Origin of the sequence: Dethiosulfatarculus sandiegensis (genome assembly GCF_000931935.2) — a bacterium.
Classification (GTDB): domain Bacteria; phylum Desulfobacterota; class Desulfarculia; order Desulfarculales; family Desulfarculaceae; genus Dethiosulfatarculus; species Dethiosulfatarculus sandiegensis.
On the sequence record NZ_AZAC01000083.1, the window covers coordinates 13,043 to 29,761 of the forward strand.

A 16,719-nucleotide genomic window follows, 5' to 3' on the forward strand; every position below is an offset into this window, starting at 1 on the left:
ATGTAAACAAGAGCGGACTTGTTGGGAAAATATTTCGTCTTGTTTGGCAGTGAGGTTGATCATGGCTGTTATCAGTATCTCCCGTCAATTCGGAGCCGGCGGCAAGACCCTGGGCGAGGCGGTGGCCCTGGATCTGGGGTATCGGTTTGTGCATGAGGGCATGTTGGACAAGCTGGCCTGTGAAATGGCCGAGAGTCGTCCCTTGGCCGCAGGCGCGGAATTCTACGCCCAGGCTCATCTTACCAATGTTCTTTCCTCCCTGGGCCCGGCTGATTACCTGGATTATTACATCAAGCAGGATGACCGGCTTTTAAGCCAGGAACAGCATCTGGGGGCCTTGAATCAGGTCATAAAGGAATTGGCCGAGATGGACAATATAGTGCTTCTGGGCCGTGGCAGTCAGTTTATTTTAAAGGGTCACCCCGGTGCGCTGAGGATCCTCTTGGTGGCCGACCAGGAGAGCAGGGTGGATTTTTTAATCCGCCGGTACAGCGTCACTCCAAGCAAGGCTCAAGCGCTTTTAAAACGGGCTGATAAAAAGCGCTCCCGGTTTTTGAAACTGTTTTTCCCTACTGAACCCAATGAAACCAGCCTTTATCATATGGTGCTGAACACCACCTGGCTTTCTTTGGATATGGCCAAGGGCCTGATACTGGATTTGGTGAAAAGAATTTCCTCCCAGGGAGAAGCGGGATAAAGGGCCTGACCCGAAAGTAATTTTCGCAATCAAGTTTATTGTCCGGGGGGACCCTTACGCATCCTTTCTTTCCGGCCCGGGCCTTCTATTATGTCTTTTTTGCTCTCAGGGTGTTAAATCTGTACAAAGCCCTTTGCCTAAAGGCGTGTCCGCTTGTTATCATAGCCTTGCCTTTGCCGAAGAAAATTTAACTAATCTAAACGTTGCTGGTTTTTTAAGGGGAAACACCGAATGAAAAAAGCCAAAAAGTCTTTTCTTGAGGTCTTGCTCAGGTTGATAGGCTGGCTTATGATGATTTCCGCGCTGGGACTGGCCTGCGGCATGTTCTTGTTGAAGGATCAGATCGGGATGAACCTCGAATCCCATGGTCACGCCTTTGTTGTCCTTTTTTTTATAGGGGTTTTCGGTGTATCCTGTCTGGGTCTGATTATGGGTGTGGCCTTTTTGGGCTGGGCCAGGACTTTGGCTGTTTTGACTGAAACCAAGGACCCTGATGCTGGCAATGGCGCGCCGTTTCGGTGCGGATCTTTAATTTGAGAATTGCTGCCCCAGCGAGGGCTCTGCCGGAGGCAAGGGCCAGATCAATCTGGTATATCTTTTGGGAAATCAAGAGGCTGCCTTAAACCTAAACAGGTGAAGGCGCAGGTGCTTTAACCCACTGGTTACGAAAAACGGGCTTTAATAAACCGCAGATCTCCTTGCCTGCAATATCAGGCCTGGCGAAAGCGATGCATTCAATCGGCGGTCAATGTAAATAGACTGGCCTTGAAGGCCTTGGTGACTGTAGTCCTTCCGGCGGCAGGTGTTCGGCCTTTAAAACCAACACCAAAGGAATTTCGGGAAAACCTCGAAAACCCTCTTAAGCCGGATCCCTTACAAACATGCATTGAAATGCCTCATCGATAATGGAACCGGTGCGTCAGCCCTGTCCGAGTGATTGGCAATAGGCGGTTTTTGGCAAACCGCCAGCCAAATCCGGTTGAAATCGGCAGAATGGTCGTTTTTCAATAGACTGATAGTGTGCGTACGCCGGATTTTTTTCTAGCCTGGTCTGAAAAGCGAGAGTCATGTTTGGAAAGAAAAAGCCTGCCCCAACCGCAGAACCTACGGGAGATAAGTCGTCTGTCTTTGTCAGCGGGACCCTGGTCCTGGGTAATGTTTACTCAGAGTCCGGATTGGTGGTCCAGGGAGGGATAAAGGGAGATGTATTTGGCAATCGAGTCACTGTGAAGCCCCAAGGCTGGATTCAGGGCACACTTACCTGCCGGGAACTTGTGATTGAGCGGGGCGGTGTGGTGGATGGTGATATCAAGGTGATTGACGATAAAACCGATCAGCCCAGGACATCTGTGGAAAAGAAAACCGGGCCGGAAGCCCTGCCTTTCAATGAAGCAAGTCAGGGAGCTTAAACGCTATAAAACCTTAAAAGCCTAAGATAATTTGCCTGACCGGCCTGATTCTTATTTTTTCCCCGTAGCAGAGCCGGGCTGCAAGTGGCATTATATTAGGGACCGGCTGAAAAGCCCTTAAGGGAAGATGAAGACGGTTTTTGTGGCTTAGGCGAGGGCTTGGGCAAGGCCATGATCCTTAAGATACAGGCATTTGGCCGAGTCCGGCAGACCGGTTTCAAAGACCTGCCGGTGAGTAAACCTTTTGAGAGCAAAAATTTAGAGCAAGGTGCATTAAAACCATGGGTGCTGTTCTGGCCGTGGTCAATCAAAAAGGGGGAGCGGGTAAAACCACCTTGGCGCTTAATCTGGCCGGTATTTTGGCTGGACCGCGGCGCAGGGTTGCCCTTGTGGATGCCGATCCCCAAAGAAGCGCCTTTAACTGGGGGCTGAGCCGCAAAGGAGATCTGGCTTTTCCCGTGCATTTTCTGGACGCGCGCCTGGGAACGGCCCGCTTCCGGGACAAGCTGAAGGCCCTGGCCAAGGATGTTGAGGTGCTTATTATCGATACGCCTCCCAAGTTGGCCCAGGCGACTTTATTATCTTCTCTTTTGGCTGATTTACTTTTGATACCGGTTCCCACCTCCATTTTTGACTATTGGGGGGCAAAGGAAACCCTGGGTATGCTGGCCGAGGTCAGAACAAGGCGGGAAAACGGTCTGCCCGGAGCGCTTTTGGTTCCTTCCAAGATTAGACCCGGGACTAAACTGGCCCGGGAATTCCCCAAAAAGTTGGCCCTGATGGGGGAAAAGGTGGCTCCTTCCGTGGCTGAACGGGTGGCTGTGGTCGATGCCATGGGCGCGGGCAAGACCATTAATCAGCTCAATTCGGCCGAGGCCGCGATCAAGGAATACAAGGAACTGGCGGTTTTTGTGCTTAAAATTTTGCGAGATCAGTCCTCAAACTGATTTTTGACGGATACTTTAAAAAAGCCGGCCCGGGATTATTCCCGGGCCGGCTTTTTATATCAGCTTATCTGAAAGGCTGTTAAACGTTTTTGCGTGCTCCGCCCAGTTTCTTGACAGACTTTTTGCGCAGGCGGATGGATTTGGGAGTAACCTCGACCAACTCATCATCGTTGATGTATTCCATGGCCTGTTCCAGGGTGAACTGGCGCGGCGGAACCAGGCGCAGGGCCTCGTCCGCACCTGATGCGCGCAGGTTGGTGAGCTTCTTTTCCTTGGTGATATTCACCCAGATATCCTGAACGCGGGAGTTTTCACCAACAATCAGGCCGGGATAGGAAGGCTGATTGGGCTTCACAAATATCACGCCTCTGGGCTGAAGGTGGTGGATGGCAAACGTCACGGCCTGACCCATACGGTCGGAGACCAGGGCCCCGTTGGGGCGGCTGGGAATGTCTCCGGCATAGGGGGCGTGACCAATGACCAGAGCGGTGAGTATGCCGGTTCCCCTGGTGTCGGTGAGGAACTGGGAGCGGTAGCCGATCAACCCCCTGGTCGGCACCTCAAACTCAAGCCTCACCCTGCCGGAGCCGTGGTTGACCATCTTGACCAGCTTGCCTTTTCTGGCGGAGAGCTTTTCCGTGACCACCCCCACGTATTCCTCGGGGATGTCTATAACCGCCAGCTCCAAGGGCTCCATGCGAACCCCGTCCACATTTTTGGTTATGATGCGCGGCCTGGCCAGGGAAAGTTCAAAACCCTCCCTACGCATGGTTTCCACCAATACGGCCAACTGGAGTTCACCTCTGGCGCTTACCTTGAATGAATCCGTGGTCTGACCGGGCTCCACCCTGATGGAGACATTGTAAAGGGTCTCTTTTTCCAAACGGGACTTGATCTGGCGGGAGGTGAGGAGTTTTCCCTCTTTGCCTGCCATGGGAGAGGTGTTGACACCGATCTCCATGGACATGGTCGGCTCTTCCACGCTGATGGAGGGAAGGGGCCTCATGTCTTCCAGGTCGGTTATGGTGTCGCCGATAAAGGCTTCTTCCACACCGGCCACCGCGGCGATATCGCCGGCTTCTATGGATTCCGCTTCAATACGCTTAAGGCCCTGATAGGTGTAGACCTGGGTCAGGGCTATTTCCTGGTGGAATTCCCCCTGTTTGGTCAAAGCCAGTTTTACGCCCGGTTTTAGTTCGCCATTGGCCAGTTTGCCCACGGCGATGCGCCCCATGTAATCGGAATAGTCCAGGCTGGTGACCAAAAACTGCACCGGGGTTTGGGGATCAAAACTCGGCGGAGGCACATGGTCTATGATGGTCTTGAAAAGTGGCTTCAGGTCCGAGCCGTCATCATCCGGGTCGAAAAGCGCCACTCCGTCCTTGGCATTGGTGTAAAGGATCGGGAACTCGAGCTGTTCTTCTGTGGCGTCAAGGTCTATGAAAAGGTCGTAGATCTCATCCAGCACCTGGGCGATGCGGCGGTCGGGACGGTCGATTTTATTGACCACCACCAGGACCGGCAGGCCCGCGGCCAGGGATTTTCCGAGCACAAAGCGGGTCTGGGGCAGAGGGCCTTCAGAGGCGTCCACCAAAAGCAAAACCCCGTCCACCATGTTCAGGGTGCGCTCCACCTCTCCGCCAAAGTCGGCGTGACCAGGTGTGTCCACTATATTGATCTTGTAATCACCATAAATAACGGCCGTGTTTTTGGCCATGATGGTGATGCCTTTTTCACGTTCCAGGTCCATGCTGTCCATGACCCTTTCGGCCACCTGCTCGTTCTGGCGGAAGACTCCGCTCTGCCAGAGCATGGCGTCCACCAGGGTGGTTTTGCCATGGTCAACGTGGGCGATAATGGCCAGGTTGCGTAATTTTTCCCGCACCGGCATTGGTATCCTCCTTGGGGGCTTTTTGCCCGCAAGCTCAAAATAAACAAAAAAAGGGCGGGAATCCGCCCCCGGGCTGCAAAGCAAACAGCCTTTTGTGCGGGCCGTGGGCCCCAAAACCTTTTTGTTATTTGGGAAAACCCAACAAAGGGGGCGCCGAACCGCCGGAACTTCCCGCACCTGGCAATTCAAATCATTTGGCAAGGCCCGGGAGGGCTTTGCCAATAAACTTGGGGCGGTGTCCCGCCCCATGAGTGATCCCAATTATACTGCTTAAGGGGGATTTGGCACCCCAGAAATATCCATTCGAGGCGATTTAGGACGCCCCAAATGAGTATTAAAGCCTCAAATGGCTGGTTTGGACTATTATCCCACGGGGTTATCCCCTGTTTTTCCGTTTGTGGAGATGGTTTCTTTTCTGTGATAGACCGCATAATAGGCCACCGGCACCACCAAGAGGGTGAAGGCCGTTGAGGCAAACAGCCCAAAAATCAGGGCCCAGGCCAGACCGGAAAAGATGGGGTCCAGGGTTATGGGCCAGGCTCCCAGGGCAGTGGTAAGGGCGGTGAGCACAATGGGCCTGAAGCGCACCGCCCCACAACGCAAGATGGCCTGTTTCAAGCTGAATCCGTGTTCGGCCATGGCGTTTTGCACAAATTCAATAAGCACCAGCGAGTTTCTGATTACAATTCCGCCCAGGGCGATCATCCCGATCATGGAAGTGGCGGTGAAAAAAATGGGGTTGGGGAATATATCCACCGGATGGGCCGCCACCAGGTTCAAGAGCCAGAAACCCGGCATAATCCCCAGCATGGTCAGCGGAATGGCAACCATCAGCAGAAGCGGAATGAAAAAAGATCCGGTCTGCAGCACCAAAAGAATATAAATCCCCATAAGGGCGGCCCCAAAGGCCAGGCCTAAGTCCCTGAAAACCCTTAAGGTTATGTGCCACTCGCCTTCTCCCTGCCAATTCGCCCGCATCCCTTGGGGAAGGGGATCTTTTTCCAGGCGGGACTGGATATCCAAAATGGCGGTGGCGGGAGAGCGCCCGGCAACTTCACCATAGACAAAGACCACCGGTTTGAGGTCCTTGTGGTAAATGGGCTGCTCAGAGGGAGACCTGACAAAATTTCCCAGCTCGGCCAAGGGCAAGACGTGACCGCTTTTTGAGCGCACCGGCATCTCGCCCAGGCTGACCAGGTTGGAGCGGTGGGCCCTGGGCAGGGTGAGACAGACTGAAAGGGTCTGGCGTTCATGGGGCAGATGAATGGTGGCCGCAGGCGTGCCGCTTAAGGCAAGCCTCAGGGCCTCAACGATCCGGCTGGTGGTAACCCCGTGCAGGCCCGCTTTTTCTTTATCTATCTTAAAATCTATTCTGGTACGCGGGGTTTCCGCGGAATCATCTATATCCACTACGTTGGGTTCTTCGGCCATGGCTTTTTTAAGATGCCCGGCTGCCTTGATCAGCTTGTTATAGGGGGTGTCGGGACTGCCTTCCAACTCCGCCACCAGGGTGGACATTACCGGCGGCCCCGGCGGGGTCTCCACCAGTTTGAGGTTCACCCCGTATTGCTCGGCTATACGGGCCAGGTCCCTTCTCAGTCTCAGTACAATGGCGTGGCTTTGCTGCTTCCTTTTTTCCTTGGCTGCCAGATTGATTCTGATATCAGCCACATTCCCTCCCTGGCGCAGGTAATAGTGCCTCACCATGCCGTTGAAATCCATGGGTGAGGAGATGCCCACATAACTGGTGAAATCAGTCACCTCGGCCACCCGGGCCAGGTAGCGTTCAAAATGGCGCACCACCCGGTCAGTTTCCTCCAGGGTCTGGCCTTCGGGAAGATCCAGCACCAGCTGGAATTCGTTTTTATTGTCAAAGGGCAGCATCTTGAGCGGCACTTTGCGTAAAACGGCCAGTGAGCACGAAGCAGCCAGAAGCACCAGGATTATAGTCAGGAGAAGCCAACGTTTTGCCCTGGAATCCAAAAAGGGCTCCACCACCGCCTTGTATGTCCTGGAAATGAATCCGGAGGCAAGATCCGCCTTGGTGAGGCTGGAATCCAGGCCTGCCGGGGTGGCGGGGGCTTTTTTCTTCAGCAGATGATAGCTGAGCCAGGGAACCACGGTCAGGGCCCAAAGGGTGGAAAAGGTTACGGTGAGCGGCACATTGGCGGCCATGGGGGCCATATAGGGCCCCATCATACCGGTTATAAAGAACATCGGCAAAAAGCTGATGATAATGGCCAGGGTGGACATGATCACCGGCGGCAGCACCTCCTGCACCGCCTCCAGGGTGGCCCAGCGGGGCCTTCTGCGCCCCATGATGATGTGACGCTGGATATTGTCCACATTGGTTATGGGGTCGTCGACCACCAGGCCCAGGGAAAGGATCAGGGCGAACATGGTCACCCGGTTTATGGTGTAGCCGAACAGGTAGTTGACAAAAAGGGCCAGGGCAAAGCTCAAGGGAACCGCCAGGGCCACCACCAGGGCCTCGCGCCAGCCCAGGGTGAAGGCCAAAAGAGCCACCACGGTGATCACGGCAAAGAAAAGGGAATTTAAAAGTTCATTGGATTTGACCTGGGCCGTTTCTCCGTAGTTTCGGGTTACCCGGACCTCCACCCCTTGGGGCAGAATTTCTTTTTGCAGATCATGCATTTTTTTTAGAACGTCTTCGGCCACCATCACTGCGTTGGTGCCGGGTTTCTTAGCCACGGCCAAGGTGACTGCCGGGTGGGAGCCCTGGTTGGGGTCTTGTCCTTTTTCTTTGAGATAACGCTGGCTAAAGCCGATTCTGGTGTAGCTTGCAGGCTCTTCAGGTCCGTCTATGATGCGGGCCACATCCCTTAAATAGACCGGCCTGTTCTGATGCACTCCCACCACCAGGTCCCCCACTTCTTCCGGGTGGCTTAAAAACGAGTCGCTGGTCACTTGAAAGGAGCGGTTGCCCTGGCTCAAGCGGCCTGCCTTTAAGGAGGCGTCGGCCCCGGCCAGGGCCTGGTGAACCTCGCGGGCGGTGACCTGAAAGCCGCTTAAGAGCCGAGGGATAAGCTCCACCCGAACTTCCCTGGGCCTGCCGCCGACCAAGGTGATGCGGCTGGTGTCCATGACCCGGGCCAGGCGGGCCATTGCCTCTTCGCCCATGCGCCTTAACTGATGATCGTTGTACTCAGTGGAGTGAAGGGTGAGGGTGACGATCGGCACATCGTCTATTTCCACCGGCTTAACCACCCAGGACCTCACCAGGGGCGGGGCCTGGTCCTGGTTCATCATTATTTTATTGTGCAGCTTGACCAGGGATTCTTCCCGGTCCTGGCCCACAAAAAACCGCACCGTAACCACGGCGCCCCCCGGGCGGCTCTGGGAATAGACATGTTCCACTCCGTCTATCTGCCATAAAAGCCGCTCCAAGGGGGTGGCAACCAGTTTTTCCACTTCCCGGGCGCTGGCCCCCGGAGCCTGCACAAAAACATCGGCCAGGGGAACTACTATCTGTGGCTCTTCCTCCCTGGGGGTGAGCCAAAGAGCCGCCGCACCAAGAGATACGGCCAGGAGTATCAGGATGATCGCAACCTGTGAGTTCAGAAAAGGTTGAACTATTCTGGCTACAGGCCCCAGGCGGGGCATGTCTTGGGGGTTCTCTATTCGATTACTCATGGTCCGGCCCCTGGCCAAGGGTTTCTTTGCCGCTCAGTCCGGAGAGTATTTCGACCATGCCTTTGCGCTGCCTGCCGGTGGTTACATGAGTGCGCTCATATCCCTCCTTGGTCTTGACCAGGACCATCTCCAGCTGGCCGACCCTGAAGACGGCGCTCCCGGGAACTACTATAACCCGGCTTTTTCCCACCGGAATAAGCAGCCTGCCGAACATGCCGGAATAGACTCCCTGGTCTCCGGGAATATGCACCTTGACCAAAAAGGCCCTGGTCTGCGGGTCTGCGGCCGGTGCGATTTCAACGATCTTGCCGGGCATGGTTTTTTGCATGGCCGGTATGGAAACCAAAAGCTCCTGACCAAGCTTCACCATGTTGATCAGGCCTTCACGCACCAGCGCCTCGAGCTGCATGGCCGCGCCTGTCTGCAGGATAAAAAGGGGCCTTCCGGGCAGGGCCAGGTCTCCGGGGTCTACCAGCCTTTTGACGATTTGCCCTGCGTCCGGGGCCTTAATCATGGTGTAACCCAGGGCGATTTTAGCCTCTTCCAGGCTTTCTTCAGCCCGCAAGGTGGCTGCCCTGGCCCTTTGGTCCGCCTCCTTGGCCCGGTCCAGCTCACTTTTGGGCGCGGCTCCCACCTTGGCCAACCTTTGCAGCCTGCCGTATTCAGTGGCGGACAGACTTTGGGCCGCCCGGGCGGAATCCAACTGGTGCCGGGCCTGGCCCACCCTGGCCCGGTATTCCTGGTCGGCCAAAGAAGCCAGCAACTGGCCTTCCTTAACCCTGTCTCCGGTCCTTACCTGCACTTTAAGAATTCTGCCCCTGACCTGTGCCTCCACCTGGGCCTCGGTGGTGGGCCTGACCGTACCGACTGCTTCGTAAATATCAGGCCAGGATTGAATTTCAGCCTTTAAATCCTGATAGACCGACTTAGGGTGAGGGAGTTCTGCTGCGGTTTTGCCCGGTGCGATTTTACCGGTGGTGAAAAAACCGCCTGTGTACAGTATCAACAGGATAAGGCACAAGGCCCCACCCAATATGGTAAGCGCCTTTATGGCTTTTTTATTCATTCAAACGCTCCCTACCGCTTTTTAACCGTAACATTTTAGGGAAAGTGATCTCTCCCCGATTCAGTACACCGGTTTACCACAAGGGGATAAACCTTTGCATTGGTTAAGTTAAATAAGCTCAGTATACCGCATTGATGGCTTAACTATCTGATATAACAGATATAAGGCATGACACTTGTGAGCCTGTCCAGAGAAGGGGTGTGGCCATGCCTATGATTTTAAAGATTATATTTCATGATAGACAAATAAAAGGTCAATGCAAGAGGCTTTACATACTTCAACCAGGCGCGTTTATACCGGGGGAAGGGTTCGGTTTTGGTCAAACAGTCAAAAAAAGACCTTAAAGAGGCTTTGAAGGCGAGTATGTAACGCGCTGTTTTGGGCGGTGAAAAATTCATTGCCGCTTTTAATTCGGAGGCATTTAGGGAGACAATTATCAGGCAAAAGGCCCCTTTAGATTAATTTGCATTAAAGAAGTCTTGGAAATTACTGTTTAAGATTAAGTTTAACCTGAAAAATTAGGCATTAAATACATTAGTCATAAATATTTTTATGGCTTACTTCATTGCTGAAAAAATTTCGCCCGCTGAAAAGAAAAATATATAAAAAGACATATCATGTAGGGTTTTGTCTTTATTAATTTCTATAAAAAATGTGGAAAATAGTATACGAAAACTAAGAATATCCTTAGTTTAATGTTTAAACATTGTGAACAAGATTCATTAATGGGCTAAAATCTGTGTATTCAGTAGGTTATAATTTTGTATAACATGTTGAAAATATTATAATTTTATAAATAATTAAAAGGAATAAAATTTAGCTTGACCTTTAAGTTGAAAGTATGAATGATATACTTTATTAATTGAAAATATGAAGGAAAAACTGCATGACGCTGTTGGATAAAAAATTCTTCGGCTCACTGCAAGCCTCATACTCAAGACTTACCCCGGGTGAAAAGCTGGTAGCTGAGTATTTATCAGCCAATTTGCAGGTAGCGGCTTTCATGACCTGCTCAGAGCTGGGTAAAGCCAGCGGGGTGAGTGAGACAACGGTCATTCGTCTAGCTGGCACCCTGGGTTATTCCGGGTATTCCGAGCTGAAAAAAGCTATGCAAAAGCTGGTGCGTAAAAGCCTTTCCACCAGCGATCAATTGGACTCCACAATCCGGAATATAGGCCAGGCCGGATATTTAAACGAAATTTACGAGCTTGATCAGCAGAATCTCAGCCAGACTTTTTATCTGAACAGCACTCAGGATATCGAGCAGGCTGTGACCATGATGTGCCGGGCCGGAAAGCTGATAATAGCCGGGCTTGGACTTTCCACCGGTGTTGTCAGGTTTCTCTCAGGCAGGTTGAGGCGTATTAAAAAAGATGTGATAGAGATAAACGCCACTGGGCATGTGCTGGTGGAAAAAATGGCCATGGCCACAGGCGAAGACCTTTTGATTGCTTTTTCCTTTCCTTCTTATTCCAAGGACATGCCCAAGGTGTTCCGTCATATGAAAGAGGAATTGGGAGGGAAAACCATGCTTATTAGCGATTCGCGGGTGGGAGAGACCCAGCGGTTCGCCGATCTGGTGCTTTTGGCGGTCAGCGACAGCCTGGCCTTCACCAACTCCATGGTGGCCCCCTTTATGCTGGCCAATATGCTCAGTGTGGGGGTTGCTCTGCAGAACCAGGAGGGTTCACTAGAGCAATTAAGAAAAAATCAGCTTCTGGCCGACACCCTGGGGCATTCCTTTAGCTCGTTCAAGGGTGACGGTTTTGATGAAAAATAAATTATTTTGGCAGTTTATATTGGTAAAACCCTATTAGGGGAAATTTAAACAAAAAGGGCTTCCCTTTGGGAAAGCCAAAAAAGACGAAAGGGAAAACCATGAGGGTAAAATGGATGGCGGCACTGGTTGTGGCTGGATTGTTTTTGCTCGGCGCGCAAAGTTCCTTTGCCGCTGATATTGCCCTTACTCCGGCGGGCCAGAGCCCGGACGCCATGATGGTCAAGGTGATCTTGAAGAAAATGAAGGTAAGCGCCGATCTTAACAAGATGCTGAAAGCCTCTGATTTAAGCGGCGAAAAGGTTCTTATCGCCGTGGTCGGCGGCAGCTCCAAGGGCCTGGGCGCGGCAGGCATTGACAAGGACCAGGAAAAGAGCAGGCTGGAAGACCTGCTCAAGGCGGCCAAGGAAAAGGGGATCAAGGTCCTGGTGATGCATGTGGGCGGCAAGAGCCGCAGGGGCAAGCTGTCAGACAGCTTTATCACCTGCGCCGTGCCGAGTGCGGACAAGGTGATTGTGGTCAAGGGCAGCAACCATGACGGCATCTTCGACAAGAACCTGGCGAGCAAGGATATAGAGATCCTATCCGCCGAGAATATCCGCAAAACCTCCGTTCCCCTGAAAAAGGTTCTGACCGATTGGGGCGTGATCAAGTAATCCCATGCCGGAGACTGCCGGGCTCCTTTTGCGGGATTTCTGCGTTCTCCGGTCATGTCCATTGTGGGGGGCTTTGAGCTCCGGCAGGAGGTGAAATCATCTTTTGTGAGCAATGACCCCACAAGTAACAAAGGAGAGGTGGGTTGATGAAAAAGTTAAGTTGTATTTCTGTTGTTCTTTTGTTCCTTTTGGTTACTGCCACAGGCGCCCTGGCCGTAAAACAGGGTCAGATGCTCAAATCAAAAAGCGGCATGGTGGTTGCGGCCAATCCCCTGGCAGCCAAGGTTGGCGCCGAGATTCTGGAAAAGGGCGGCAACGCGGTTGACGCAGCCATTGCGGTGAGTTTCGCTCTGGGCGTGGTGGAGCCCTATGCCTCCGGCATCGGCGGCGAAGGCTACATGGTTATCGCCCTCAAGGACGGTCGCAAGGTGGCGATTGATTTCAGAAGCGCGGCGCCGATGGGGGCCAGTTACGAGGCCCTGAAAAAGTCCGGACTCACCTTGAAGCAGGCCAGGTACACCCCCAAGGCCTTCTGCATCCCCGGCGTTCTGGCCGGTGTGGCCAAGGCCCATGAGATTGGTGCGAGCCTGCCTTTGGCCGATCTGATCGCTCCGGCCGTGAAATTGGCTGAAGAGGGTTTCAAGGTCAACAAGACCTTTGCCAAGGTCAGCAAGATGACCTTTGAGAAGGTCACCAAAAACGCCCCTGATTTTCTTAATGACAGCATGCCCTGGGCCGAAGGGGATTATTTTAAGAACCCCGCTCTGGCCAAGACCTTGAAGCTGATCGCCGAAAAGGGCGTGGATGAGTTTTACAAGGGCAAGTTGGCCGACAATCTCGACTCCTTTATGCAGAAAAACGGTGGTTGGGCCAGAAAGTCCGACCTTGAGGCCTATAAGGCCCTGGTAAGGAAGCCGGTTAAGAGCACCTACCGGGGTTATGACCTGTATCTGCCCGGTTCTCCGGTCGGCGGCCCCAGGGTGGCGGCCACCTTGAATATACTGGAACACTTCAATATGGGCGCCATGAGCTGGGACGATCCTTTGGCGATTCACCTCATGCAGGAAGCCATGATCCTGACCGCCCTGGACCAGCGCAAATTCCTGGGCGATCCCAACACCACCCCCGATATCCCCGAAGCCGGTTACATGAGCAAGGAATATGCCCGTCAGCGCATGATGCGCATTGACCTGGCCAAGGCCTCTGACCCGGCCACCTGGCGGACCGCCCGGGTGGGTGATCCTGCCAAGTACAATAATGGCGAGTCTTACCAGGATGTCATGCTCAAAGCCGCCGAAGCCAAGCTGAAAAAGGTGGCCTCCCTCAAGGGACAGTCCCCGGTTGAGCATTCCTCCACCACCCATTTCTCGGTGATGGATAAAGACGGCAACGCCGTGGCCTGGACCCAGACCATCTCCTACTTCTTTGGCACCGGCAATTGGGTGGACGGCTACTTCCTTAACAACGAACTTTACAACTTCACCAGCAAGCCGAAACCCGGCAGCCCTGAAAACCTGGTCGGCGGCCGTCGCCCCCGCACCACCATCGTACCCTGCTTTGTGGAAAAAGACGGCAAGATCCGCTGGATCATCGGTTCTCCGGGCGGCGGCAGGATCGGTTCCACGGTTATCGAGATCCTGGTCAACTTAATCGATTTCAATATGGATCTCAGAAACGCGGTGGAAGCCCCCAAATTCACGGGCTACGATTCCTACAAGGACCTGCGCATGGAGGACAACTATCCTGCCAAGACCATGAAGTTCTTGGAAAAGGTCTTTGGTCACAAGGTCAAGACCTATGAGTATCCCCATCTTTACTTTGGCGGCCCCAACACCATTGCCGTGTATCCCGGCGGCGAGCTCCTGGGTGTGGGCACCCTTCGTCGTTTGGGTGCGGCAGCCGCGCCTGAACTGAACTGATCAATTAAAAGAGCCGGGGCTGCGTTGGCGGCCCCGGCCCAAAAATTATTATGACAGCTTAAAAGCAGATCTCGGTAGTTGATCCGGTTTTAACTGACGGAGCCAGTCATGAAAAATAAACCTGTTACAAGGGCCGCCGCAGAGCAGGGCTCCTGCCCTGATTCAGCAGGAGATTCATCGGTCAGCCGCAGAAATTTTTTAAAAGGTTCCCTTACCTTGGGCGCATCTTTAGCCCTGGTGGGACTGGGCCCGGTGACCGGGGCCAACGCGGCCTTTGTTTATCCCGATATAAGACCCAGCCAGGGGGTTACCAAAAAACTCTGGCTGTCCCACTATATGCCAAGCCTGAAAGGCACCAACCTAGACACCCCGGTTTTCTTTTTTGAGAGCGGAAAACCAGGAGCAACCGCCCTTTTGATCGGCGGCACCCATTGCAGTGAAGTGGCGGCCCACACCGCAGCCCTTTGCGTGCTGGAAAATGCCCGGGTGGAAAAGGGAAGACTTATTGTCATTCCCTATGCCAACCGGAGCGGCCTTTCCACAAGAGACACCATAAACAATATTCCTCGCTGGCACGGTATCAAAAGCAGAAGCGGCCCCCGCTACATCTGCTATGGAAACCGGCGAACCGATCCCAAGGATCAAAAGGTCCCTGATCCTGAGCAGTATGTGCACCCCTCAGGGTATGTTAATAAAAAAGGCAACGAAGCCCGCAATTTGAATCGCTGCTATCCGGGGCTCAAGGACGGAACCCCCACCGAGCAGTTGGCCTATGGCATTATTCAGCTTGTAAAGGCCGAAAAGGCGGATTTTTGCCTGGATTGCCATGAGGCCAGCACCCCCAGCGGCAAACAGGCCCCGAACAGAAAGAAAAGCGGCCGCCTGGCCTACACCCTGGTCTCCCATCCCTCGGGTCTGGAGATAGCGGCCAGCGCCATTCTGGACCTGGAAGAGGATGCGGGCATAACCATGAAGCTGGAGGAATCCCGCAAGGGCTTCAGGGGCCTCAGCCATCTGGAGATCGGCGACGCCACTGACTGCGTGTCCTTTTTGAGTGAAAGCCCCAATCCAGGCCAGGACTGGGATGCCTCAGACGCCGAAGTGATAAATAACCCCAAATATCCCTTTGCCCACCGGGTGGGCCTGCATGTCAGGCTCTTTTTAAAACTGGCGGAAAATTACGAGCTTTTAAAAGACAAAGGGCTGATTATAAAAGGTTTGCCCAGCTATGGTGATTTGATGGCAAAAGGCGTGGGCGCATTTTTGAACTGATCGGTTTTTTATAGCATCTACAGTTTTTACCCGGCTGCCTGTTGCCAAAGGCGGCCGGGTGTCCACGCCCCGGGAGAAATAGATGGACTGGTTTTGGCCCGAAGGATTCTACGCCCTTGTCATGGTGGGGGTGTTTGCGGTGGGGTCTTTTACTCTTAAGCTTCCCATCTCTGTAGCCATGGTGATCGCCGCCATGACAGGCGGCCTTGTCTCCGGCCAAGGCATCCCCCTGCGCCATCTGGTGGAGGGGACCTTTGGCTATCTGGACACCATACTGATCATAGCCACGGCCATGATTTTCATGAAGACCGTGCAGCATATAGGCCTTTTGGAGGCGGTCGCCGCCTGGGTGATCAGGCGGTTTTTCAAACGGCCGTTTTTGCTCACCATGAGCATAATGGCCATAATCATGTTCCCCGGCATGATCACCGGCTCCTCCACGGCCGCGGTGCTCACCGCGGGCGCTTTGGTGGCCCCGATTTTGATGCGCCTGGGCGTGCCGAAGGTGCATACCGCGGCGGCTATTGCCATGGCCGCCATCTACGGCATGGCCGCGCCGCCGATCAACATACCGGCCATGATCATCGGCGGGGGCATAGATATGCCCTATGTGGGCTTCACCATTCCACTTTTGATCTGCACGGTGCCTTTGGCGGTTTTTACCGGGCTGCTTTTGATTCTGCCCTATTTACGCAAGAACAAGGCCGACGAAGACAGCATGGGTGCACTGGCCGGCGAGCTTGATCGCATGGAGGCCACCCCCCTGACTCCCCGTTTGTTTTTGCCTTTTTTCCTGCTGCTCGTGCTGCTGGGCGGAGAAAGCCTTTTCCCCGAGTACTGGCCCGATCTGGGCATGCCCCTTTCCTTTTTACTCGCCGCTTTAAGCGGGTTGCTGACCGGGGTGAAGTGGAATCCCCTGGAAGCGGCCACCGAGGCGGTGAGAGACGCCCTGCCGGTTATGGCCATCCTGGTGGGGGTGGGCATGTTTATCCAGATAATGACCTTAAACGGCATGCGGGGATTTTTCGTGGTCTCGGCCCTGGCCCTGCCCGCCTGGCTGCTTTATGTGGGGATCGCCACCTCCATGCCGATTTTCGGCGCGGTGAGCGCCTATGGTTCGGCAACGGTTCTGGGCGTGCCTTTTCTGCTGGCCCTTCTGGGTAAGAACGAGATCGTGGTCGGCAGTGCGCTGAGCCTTATCGCCGGGTTGGGAGACCTCATGCCTCCCACCGCACTGGCCGGGCTTTTCGCGGCCCAGGTGGTCAAGGAAGAAAAATACATGAAGGTCCTGAAGGTCTGCATTGTGCCCGGCCTGGTCACCGCTGCCTGGGGAATTTCAGTGATTCTTCTGGCTAACTATGTGGCCGGTGTAATGACCTATTGATCCTGTTTCGCAGGTTTGTTTTTATTGGGAAAAGACCCCTGGGGAGA

At 53.8% G+C, this 16,719-nt stretch carries 12 protein-coding genes; 9 read left to right on the forward strand and 3 right to left on the reverse strand.

The features are described 5' to 3' along the window. The first annotated feature begins 61 nt into the window (after nt 1-61). From X474_RS25000 to X474_RS25015, 4 genes are all read left to right on the forward strand, one after another. Nucleotides 62-697, forward strand: a complete 636-nt coding sequence (locus X474_RS25000) for a cytidylate kinase-like family protein (protein WP_156360934.1) — start codon at nt 62-64, stop codon at nt 695-697. A 231-nt stretch (nt 698-928) separates the two neighbouring features. Continuing rightward, the gene (locus tag X474_RS25005) at nt 929-1,234 is read left to right on the forward strand and encodes a hypothetical protein (RefSeq protein WP_044352885.1); all 306 of its coding nucleotides are present in this window, start codon (nt 929-931) and stop codon (nt 1,232-1,234) included. Between the two features lie 530 nt (nt 1,235-1,764). Continuing rightward, nucleotides 1,765-2,106 (forward strand): polymer-forming cytoskeletal protein, encoded by a 342-nt coding sequence (locus tag X474_RS25010; protein ID WP_044352886.1) that lies wholly within the window; start codon nt 1,765-1,767, stop codon nt 2,104-2,106. Between the two features lie 281 nt (nt 2,107-2,387). Further along, the gene (locus tag X474_RS25015; protein ID WP_052515633.1) at nt 2,388-3,053 is read left to right on the forward strand and encodes an AAA family ATPase; all 666 of its coding nucleotides are present in this window, start codon (nt 2,388-2,390) and stop codon (nt 3,051-3,053) included. Between the two features lie 79 nt (nt 3,054-3,132). Here the strand turns inward: X474_RS25015 and typA are convergent, their stop codons facing one another. The 3 genes from typA to X474_RS25030 all read right to left on the reverse strand — a co-directional run bounded on the left by typA (nt 3,133) and on the right by X474_RS25030 (nt 9,664). Next, entirely contained in the window at nt 3,133-4,944 is a 1,812-nt protein-coding gene (gene typA, locus X474_RS25020) for a translational GTPase TypA (RefSeq protein ID WP_044352961.1), read from the reverse strand. Nucleotides 4,945-5,307: 363 nt separating this feature from the next. Beyond that, nucleotides 5,308-8,598 (reverse strand): efflux RND transporter permease subunit, encoded by a 3,291-nt coding sequence (locus X474_RS25025; RefSeq protein ID WP_044352887.1) that lies wholly within the window; start codon nt 8,596-8,598, stop codon nt 5,308-5,310. Continuing rightward, entirely contained in the window at nt 8,591-9,664 is a 1,074-nt protein-coding gene (locus tag X474_RS25030) for an efflux RND transporter periplasmic adaptor subunit (protein ID WP_044352888.1), read from the reverse strand. The genes X474_RS25025 and X474_RS25030 overlap by 8 nt, the downstream gene beginning before the upstream one ends. Before the next feature lie 886 nt (nt 9,665-10,550). Between X474_RS25030 and X474_RS25040 the strand changes: the two genes are divergently transcribed. The 5 genes from X474_RS25040 to X474_RS25060 all read left to right on the forward strand — a co-directional run bounded on the left by X474_RS25040 (nt 10,551) and on the right by X474_RS25060 (nt 16,672). Continuing rightward, the gene (locus tag X474_RS25040) at nt 10,551-11,444 is read left to right on the forward strand and encodes a MurR/RpiR family transcriptional regulator (RefSeq protein ID WP_044352892.1); all 894 of its coding nucleotides are present in this window, start codon (nt 10,551-10,553) and stop codon (nt 11,442-11,444) included. Nucleotides 11,445-11,542: 98 nt separating this feature from the next. Beyond that, complete coding sequence (locus X474_RS25045; RefSeq protein ID WP_052515634.1) at nt 11,543-12,097, forward strand: DUF6305 family protein; 555 nt, start codon at nt 11,543-11,545, stop codon at nt 12,095-12,097. A gap of 146 nt (nt 12,098-12,243) precedes the next feature. Beyond that, on the forward strand, nt 12,244-14,016 hold the full coding sequence (gene ggt, locus X474_RS25050; RefSeq protein WP_044352893.1) for a gamma-glutamyltransferase: 1,773 nt from the start codon (nt 12,244-12,246) through the stop codon (nt 14,014-14,016). A gap of 108 nt (nt 14,017-14,124) precedes the next feature. Then, the gene (locus X474_RS25055; RefSeq protein ID WP_052515635.1) at nt 14,125-15,288 is read left to right on the forward strand and encodes a M14 family metallopeptidase; all 1,164 of its coding nucleotides are present in this window, start codon (nt 14,125-14,127) and stop codon (nt 15,286-15,288) included. 82 nt (nt 15,289-15,370) lie between these two features. Then, nucleotides 15,371-16,672, forward strand: coding sequence for an SLC13 family permease (locus X474_RS25060; RefSeq protein ID WP_044352894.1), 1,302 nt, complete (start codon nt 15,371-15,373; stop codon nt 16,670-16,672). Nucleotides 16,673-16,719: the final 47 nt, after the last annotated feature.